Annotated in this window: 7 protein-coding genes and 1 tRNA gene; 2 read left to right on the top strand and 6 right to left on the bottom strand. The window is 68.7% G+C overall.

The window, feature by feature from the left end; translation table 11 throughout:
• Window positions 1-426 precede the first annotated feature (426 nt).
• The gene (locus EAO70_RS13685) at window positions 427-1671 is read left to right on the top strand and encodes an MFS transporter (RefSeq protein WP_148003252.1); all 1245 of its coding nucleotides are present in this window, start codon (window positions 427-429) and stop codon (window positions 1669-1671) included.
• Between the two features lie 10 nt (window positions 1672-1681).
• Here EAO70_RS13685 and EAO70_RS13680 read toward each other — a convergent pair whose 3' ends face one another.
• The 6 genes from EAO70_RS13680 to EAO70_RS13655 all read right to left on the bottom strand — a co-directional run bounded on the left by EAO70_RS13680 (window position 1682) and on the right by EAO70_RS13655 (window position 6303).
• Window positions 1682-1891 (bottom strand): DUF4287 domain-containing protein, encoded by a 210-nt coding sequence (locus tag EAO70_RS13680; protein WP_148003470.1) that lies wholly within the window; start codon window positions 1889-1891, stop codon window positions 1682-1684.
• A gap of 78 nt (window positions 1892-1969) precedes the next feature.
• Window positions 1970-2695 carry an FtsX-like permease family protein gene (locus EAO70_RS40015; protein WP_315986236.1) on the bottom strand — a complete coding sequence of 242 codons (726 nt, stop codon included), beginning with the start codon at window positions 2693-2695 and terminating at the stop codon, window positions 1970-1972.
• Between the two features lie 1526 nt (window positions 2696-4221).
• Window positions 4222-4896, bottom strand: a complete 675-nt coding sequence (locus EAO70_RS13670) for an ABC transporter ATP-binding protein (protein ID WP_148003250.1) — start codon at window positions 4894-4896, stop codon at window positions 4222-4224.
• Window positions 4897-4959: 63 nt separating this feature from the next.
• Window positions 4960-5358, bottom strand: coding sequence for a hypothetical protein (locus EAO70_RS13665; RefSeq protein WP_148003249.1), 399 nt, complete (start codon window positions 5356-5358; stop codon window positions 4960-4962).
• Window positions 5359-5590: 232 nt separating this feature from the next.
• Complete coding sequence (locus tag EAO70_RS13660) at window positions 5591-5896, bottom strand: hypothetical protein (RefSeq protein ID WP_148003248.1); 306 nt, start codon at window positions 5894-5896, stop codon at window positions 5591-5593.
• A gap of 319 nt (window positions 5897-6215) precedes the next feature.
• Window positions 6216-6303: transfer RNA gene (locus EAO70_RS13655), tRNA-Ser, on the bottom strand.
• Between the two features lie 270 nt (window positions 6304-6573).
• On the opposite strand from EAO70_RS13655, the gene EAO70_RS13650 reads away from it, so the two are divergent.
• A partial coding sequence (locus EAO70_RS13650) for a DNA polymerase III subunit gamma and tau (protein WP_187283875.1) occupies window positions 6574-7930 on the top strand: 1357 nt, incomplete at its 3' end.

The following is a 7930-nucleotide window of genomic DNA, read 5'->3' as shown; positions in this document are numbered from 1 at the left end:
CCATTGATTAAGCTCTGGCCGAATCCGAATCCGAATCCGAATCCGAGTCGAATCCGAATCCGATCCCGATAGCAGAACCTCTCCTCCTCTCGCTTGGACGTGGACACCTTGGACACCTTGGAATCCGGGGGCGGACCTGGGCGACCCAGCGACGGTGGGGGCCGGGGTCGGCTCGGCCGGTGAGGACGCGGTAGCTGGTGACGACCTCCCACATGGGGGAGACGGCGAAGCGGGTCTGGGCGAGGTCGGCGGCGGAGAAGGCGAGCCCGGATTCCAAGGTGTCCAAGGTGTCCACGTCCAAGCGAGAGGAGGAGAGGTTCTGCGATCGGGATCGGATTCGGATTCGACTCGGATTCGGATTCGGATTCGGATTCGGCCAGAGCTTAATCAATGGAGATGGCGGAAGGATGCCGAGAACCTCACTCCATGCCCTCCTCTCTGATCAAGTCGTCACTCATCCCGTCCTCGTTCCGGGGACTGCCCTCCGTCGTGTGGACGATCTTCGCGGGAACGATCGTCAACAGGCTCGGATACCTCGTGACCCCGTTCCTGGTCTTCTTCCTGGCGGCGCGCGGGGTGACGGGCGCGGAGACCTCGTACGTGCTGGGCGCCCTGGGCGCGGGCAACCTCCTGGGCCCGGCCGTGGGCGGCGTCCTGGCCGACCGGATCGGGCGCCGGGCGACGATGCTGATCGGCCTGGTCGGGGCGTCGGCGGCGCAGGGGGCGCTGTTCCTGGCTCCCGGCGTGTGGACGATGGCGGCGGCGGCGCTGCTGATCAGCGCGGCGGGCAGCACGGTCTCGCCGGCGGCGTACGCGCTGCTCGCGGACGCGGTGGACAGCGACCGGCGGCGCCGCGCGTACGCCCTGTTCGGCTGGGGGGTGAACATCGGTACGGCGGTGGCGGGCGTCCTCGGCGGCTACCTGGCGGCGCGCGGCTACTGGCTGCTGTTCGTGGTGGACGCGGGCTCGATGCTGGCGTACGCGCTGGTGGTGGCGGTGCGCCTGAGGGACCCGAAGACCGGAGCGGCGGAGGCGAAGGACCAGGCGCCGGGCTCCGGGGGCGGGAAGGACGGCATCGGCTACGGGGTGGTCCTCCGGGACCGGCTGGCGCTGCTTCTGCTGCCCCTCTTCGGAGTGCAGCTCTTCGTGTACTCGCTGACCGAGGTGGCGCTGCCGCTGGCGGTCCACGACAGCGGCCTGTCGCCGGCGGTGTACGGGGCGATGGCGGCGGTGAACGCGGTCCTGGTGGTGGCGCTGCAGCCGTTCGTGACGGGGAGGCTGGCCGGCTTCCCGCAGCTGGCGGTGCAGGCGGCGGGGAGCACGCTGATCGCGGCAGGGGTGGCGCTGACCGGACTGGCGGACGGGGTGGTGGGCTACACGGTGTCGGTGGTGGTCTGGTCCCTGGGCGAGGTCGTGGTGGCGGGCATCGCCGCGGGCGTGGTCGCGAACCTGGCGCCGGCGCACGCGCGGGGCCGCTACCAGGGGGCGTTCAGCTGGACGTGGGGGCTGGCGCGGTTCGCGGCGCTGACGCTGGGGGTGGCCGCGTACACGACGCTGGGTCCGTCGGTGCTGTGGTGGACGGCCCTGGTGGCGGGCATCGCCGCGGCGGCGGGGACGGTGGCGCTGACCGCGCGGGTGAACGCCCGCGCGGCCCACGAACTGGCGGCGTGAGGAGGGGCGGCTACTTCGCCTCGGCGAGGGTGTGGGCCACGAGCGCGTTCGCGTGCCCGTGGCCCAGCCCGTGCTCGGCCTTCAGCCAGGAGACGAGCTCCATGTGCTTGGTGAGGGGCGAGGAACGGATGAGGTCCTGCCACTCGGAGACCGGCCGGCCGTACTTCTTCTCGATGGAGGGGAAGTAGCTGGCGGGACCTTTGACGACGTTCTCGGCCACGGGGGACTCCAGGGTCGGGGTGGGCAACTGCCACAGGGGAGACCCCCACTCCACCGGGAACTCATCGGTATCGCAAGATCAATCTCGCCGGATGTGCTCGGGATCGACGTGCCGCCGCACCATGGGTACGGAGGCGAGGGCGGCGACGAGGAGGACGCCGAGCGCGGCGGCGATGAGCAGGGGAAGCCCTTCCCAGTCCCAGTGCACGGCGCCACCGCCGGTGATCAGATAACTGGACTCGGCCAGCCACCCGGCAACGACGGCACCCCCCAGCCCCAGGGCAAGCGGCATCACCACCTGCAACACCTGCACCCCCCGCAACGTCCCGGCCCGAGCCCCCAACAACGCCAACGCAGCCACCTGAGCCCGCCGCTCAAGAGCCCGATCGGCCACGGACACAACAAACGCGGCCACCCCGATCACAAGCCCGAGCACCATCCCGACGGCCAGCAGACTGCGAATGACGGTGAGCTGGGCGAGCGAGTCGATGACAATCCCGACGGGCTCGACGGGCGAGGTGGGAGCAACGGCCCCGATCCCATCGAGCACGGCACGCACGGTCGCGGGGTCGGAGTCGCTGACGAGGGTGAGGGTGCCGTTGGAGTCGTCGAGATCGGACGGAAGAAGAGTCGGTGGCACGAGCAGGTCGCCAGTGTGAAAGACGGACGGCTGATAAGCCTTCATTTCGATCCGGTGTGCGGGCACCGTGAGAGTGATCTTTCGCTGGTCGCGCGTGGCAAAGGCGAATTGCGCGCCCGGCTGGGGGTCTTCCGGATGCGCAGAGTTGGAGTCGTGTAGCTGCATGACCCTTCCGTCCACACAGCCCTCTGCACGTGCGGAAGTCGCGCTTAGCTCCGCACAGGTTGCCGCCACCAAGTCGATGCGTTTCGGAATGTCATCTTCCCACGGAGCCCACGAACTGTATTTCAGAATACTTGTTTGAACGCCTGGGATCTCCTCTAAGTCTCTCCTTTGCGAGCGGCTAATATCGCTCAGCGAGACGTTGTACTCCTGTACAGGCGTTGTTCGACGGCTGACCTGGTCAAGCTCGACCAGAACGCCCTGAGCAAGTGATGCTCCGAACAATAGAAGAACGAGCCCGGTGGATACTCGCAAGGACGATCCGGGGTCGACCTCCGTACGCCGCATCGCCAACGCCGTCCACAGTGATTTTGAAGCCCCAGCCAGTCGTCTAGCCAACCAAGCCGTGATCGGCGCCAGCCCAAGGACGAGTCCTGTTCCCGTCAAGATAACGGCGCCGGGTACCAGCACTGAACTAGCTGTCCCCCCGGACGGATCCCGACCCAAGACGCTGAGCGCGCAGTAGCCGCCGATGATCCCCAGCCCTGGGAGCAGTAGAAGTGCGCCGTACATCTTTGCCGGCCTGCGTTCGCCGGTCCGCCGGACAATGATCGGTGACGTTGCGGAGCGTTTCGCGCTGTATTGACCTACGAACCAAGCGAGTGTGGGGCACCCGAGCAGACAGACAGCAACTGTTGTCCACTCGGGAATCCCATCCGCTGGGTACCAATGGAACCCCGGTAACCCGACTCGTGCCATTGTCTGGTTGGCGCCGAGATATCCCATGACCCCGATTAACGAGCCGATCAAGGCTGCCGCGGCGCTCTCTGCGGCGTTGACTCGGAGGGTGTCCTTCGCGCTGAGTCCGACTAGGCGAAGCGCTGCGAGGCGTCGGGCCCGGGACGCACCAGAGAGTTGCGCGCATACGGAAAGGAAGATCACGAGAGGGAGGAGTACGACGCAACCGAGGGTGAACCGCAAGACGTCGAGCGTGGATGGGTCGAGGAGTTCATCCCGGACGCTTTCGCTGCCGAAGTACCCCAGCTGCCGCGCAGCTGGCAACTTGTCAGGAGTCGTTCCGATGTAAGCGAAGAGCTCGTCGGGTCCACCCAGGCCCGTCGGCGCGATCGTGCTGCTCACACGGCCTGGCACCAGCCCTGCAGTACGTGGATTCGCTGCGAGGAGTTTGGCCAACTCGGGCGAAACGATGGCTTCGCCGGGCCGGGGGAGCGCTGTGAGGCCAGGCGGGACCGGCGCTTCTCCTGGTGCTGTGCGGGCGAAGAAGACTCGCCGTAGTGGTCGCGAGCCGTAGGGGTCCAGGAACTCCTGGTAGATGATGCTGGAGTTGTCGCCCGGGTGTACCGCGCGGCCAGTAGTGCGTGCGTCGTGGGCCTCGAGGATCGTTGGAATGGTCAGCACCGCAGCAAGGCAAGCCACTCCGAGAGCCGAGCCGAGAGCCATGAGCAGGAAACGGATCCGCCCCCTGCGCCCACTTCCCCAGAGCAAGCGGATGCCGAGGGAAAGGGGGTTCACACAGCCACCGCCTGCACCAGACACCCATCCGACATCGTGTACTGCGTATCCGCCCTGGCGGCGACATCGGCGTCATGGGTCACGATGACCACGGCCGTCTTCTGCCTGCGTGCCAGTTGAAGGAACTCCTCCAGCACGGCAGCCGCGTTTGCGCTGTCCAGCGCGCCTGTCGGCTCATCTGCGAACACCACGTCAGGCCGGCCAACCAGGGCGCGAGCCACCGCGACCCGCTGACTCTGACCTCCGGACAGCTTCGAGGTTCTGCGCCGCAGCAGATCGCCCATCCCAAGCCTCTTCAGTACCTGGGCGGCCATCGCGTGGGCATGCGTCTTGCTGATGCCGGCGAGCCGAAGCGGTAGAGCTGCGTTCTCCTCCACAGTCAGTTCGGGCAGCAGCTCTCCGTACTGAAAGATGAAGCCGAGGCGAGTACGCCGCAGGGCGCTCAGTTCACCGTCGGGCAAACTAGAGAGCTGGATTCCATCGAAGGTTACGGTGCCACTGGTGGGAGGTAGAACGCCCGCAAGACAGTAGAGCAGCGAGGACTTCCCCGACCCGCTGCTGCCTGTGATTGCGGCTACCTCGCCGCGCTTGAGCGTGAAGTCTGCGTTCCTGACGGCCTGCTCGGTGCCGTAGTAGAGATCCACGCCGTCGGCGCGGAGGATGACATCCATGGTGTCGAGCACTCCTTATGGCCGGGAGCCGCACGTCTAGCGGCTCCCGGGATCCGTCGACTCTTAACGCCGGAACTTGCGAACGTCCGAGCAGTTGTCCGGGCGCAGTGATCCCCGGTCGCGACACAGCTGGGTCTCTGCATAGTTGGTCTGCAGGGCAGCGTTGTCGAAGAAGACCCTGTCGACGGTCACGGACTTCTTCTGAACCCCCTTGATGTTCTTCCAGCCGTAGCCAGCCACCTTCACGCGAAGGTAGCTGTTGTGGCCATCGGCGTGGTCGTCATCCGACAGTTGGCCCTTCACGTGAAATGCGCCGTGGTGCTGCTGCTGGGGCTCCCACTTGTATCCACCGGTGAACACGGCGCCGGTCGTGGAGATGTTCAACTCGCGCCAAGACGAGTCCGCCACCGCCGTAGCGAACTTCCTCATCGATAACCCCTGTTGGTCGAGCCGACTGGTCATCACAGAAAGTATCGGGATCGCTACGCACCGATGCCCGCAGGAACGTCCCTCCCTCTGATCACCCCCCGATCCAGTGAATGAGGCCGTTCTGCGAGACCCGAGGACGGTTCGGCCCACCGCCCCATTGCCGATTCCCGCCCCGGCCCGAACGCCATGCGCCGCACCTGACACGCCGGTGGGCCGGAACGCAGACGCGTCCCGGCCCACCGGCCCTACAACCTCCGTCGAACCGTCACGCCCCACTCGCGTCCGCGGTCGGCGTGACCCACTCGACCAGCTGGACGACCGCCCCGTTGGGATCGGTCAGCTGGAACAGTCGAAGGAGTACCTGGCCCTCGACCACCACGAGGCGTTCACCGCCGGCCCCGCCCGCGCGGTCGTCGATCGGGTCGAGGGCGAGTCGCCGCTCGCCGCGCTGCGGCCCGAGTTCACCGACGCAGTCGAGACGTGCGACCCCGTCGCCGGCTTCGCCGGCCCCGGCTTCGCCCGCATGATCGCCGACAGCCCCGCCCTGAGCGCGCGGCTGCGCGAACTCCACGACCTCCCCGAGGAGGCCCTCGCCGAGGCCCTGGCGAGCGCCGGCCCCACCTACACCCCGGTGGCCATCGCCCCAGGCCGCCGCCGCACTCCCCGGTGCCGCCCACGGCCTGCTCTTCCGGCGCATCCAGGAGCTCACCCTCGCCGGGGAGCCCAACGTCCGCATCGCGGCCGTCGTGGCCCCGGAGGCGGCCTACGTATTCGACCTCCTCGCATCCGGCCTCCCGGCCGCCGGGGCCTGACCCCGGCCGCCCCGGACAACGCCGAAGGGCCCCACCGCGAACGGTGGGGCCCTTCAACGAATTGCCCGGTGAGAGCAATGGCGGAGGATACGAGATTCGAACTCGTGAGGGGTTGCCCCCAACACGCTTTCCAAGCGTGCGCCCTAGGCCTCTAGGCGAATCCTCCGCCGCGAACATTACATGACCGAAGAGGGTGCTCGCGAACTCGATCCTGGTGGGGGTCGTGAGAGGGCCGCCGCGCGTCTTCCGTCCCCTCCGGCGGCAGCTCCCCTGCACGTCCCGCCAGCCGCGGCGCCGGGGGTCGGCGGGACGCGCACGAGAGGTGGCGCCGGCTCTCGCGCACCACCCGCCCACACCCGCCACACCACCCGCCGCTCCCAGCGGCCCCCGCCGGCTTTTTCCCGGGTTGTCGGTGGGCGCCTATAACCTCGTACCTGTGTCGTCTCTCGCGCTCTACCGCCGCTATCGCCCCGAGTCCTTCGCCGAGGTCATCGGGCAGGAGCATGTCACCGACCCGTTGCAGCAGGCCCTGCGGAACAACCGGGTCAATCACGCGTACCTGTTCAGCGGGCCCCGCGGGTGTGGCAAGACGACCAGTGCGCGGATCCTCGCGCGCTGTCTGAACTGCGAGCAGGGGCCCACGCCCACGCCCTGCGGCGAGTGCCAGTCCTGTCAGGACCTCGCGCGGAACGGGCCGGGGTCGATCGACGTCATCGAGATCGACGCCGCCTCGCACGGTGGTGTGGACGACGCCCGCGACCTGCGCGAGAAGGCCTTCTTCGGGCCCGCGTCGAGCCGGTACAAGATCTACATCATCGACGAGGCCCACATGGTCACCCCGGCGGGCTTCAACGCCCTGCTGAAGGTGGTCGAGGAGCCGCCGGAGCACCTCAAGTTCATCTTCGCGACGACCGAGCCCGAGAAGGTCATCGGGACGATCCGGTCCCGCACCCACCACTACCCCTTCCGGCTCGTCCCGCCCGGCACCCTGCGGGAGTACCTGCGCGAGGTCTGCGGGCGCGAGGGCATCCCCGTCGAGGACGGCGTGCTGCCGCTCGTGGTCCGGGCCGGCGCCGGTTCCGTACGTGACTCGATGTCCGTGATGGACCAGCTCCTCGCCGGCGCCGCCGACGACGGTGTGACGTACGGCATGGCCACCTCCCTGCTCGGCTACACGGACGGCTCGCTGCTCGACGCGGTCGTGGAGGCCTTCGCCGCCGGTGACGGCGCCGCCGCGTTCGAGGTCGTCGACACGGTCATCGAGGGCGGCAACGACCCTCGGCGGTTCGTCGCCGACCTCCTGGAGCGGCTGCGCGACCTGGTGATCCTGGCCGCCGTGCCGGACGCCGCCGAGAAGGGGCTCATCGACGCCCCGGTCGACGTCATCGAGCGCATGCAGGCGCAGGCGTCCGTGTTCGGCGCCGCCGAGCTCAGCCGGGCCGCCGACCTGGTCAACACCGGTCTGACCGAGATGCGGGGCGCCACCTCGCCCCGGCTCCAGCTGGAGCTGATCTGCGCGCGCGTGCTGCTGCCCGCCGCCTTCGACGACGAGCGGTCCGTCCAGGCGCGCCTCGACCGGCTGGAGCGCGGCGCCGCCTCCGGACCGTCGCCCGTCTTCACGCCCGGCGCGCCGACGCCCGCCATGGGGTACGTCCCCGGGCCCGACGCCCATACGCCGATGGCCCCGCCGCCGCCGGCCCCCGCCGCGCCGCCCACGCCCGTACAGGCCCCTCCGCAGCACACGCCCGCACCCGCGGCGGCGCGGCGGGGGCCGGCGGCGGCGGGGCCATCGG

The sequence above is a fragment of the Streptomyces sp. adm13(2018) genome, assembly GCF_008042145.1.
GTDB lineage: Bacteria > Actinomycetota > Actinomycetes > Streptomycetales > Streptomycetaceae > Streptomyces.
The sequence above is the reverse complement of the archived record's forward strand: the minus strand, read 5'-3'. Positions and strand labels throughout refer to the sequence as shown.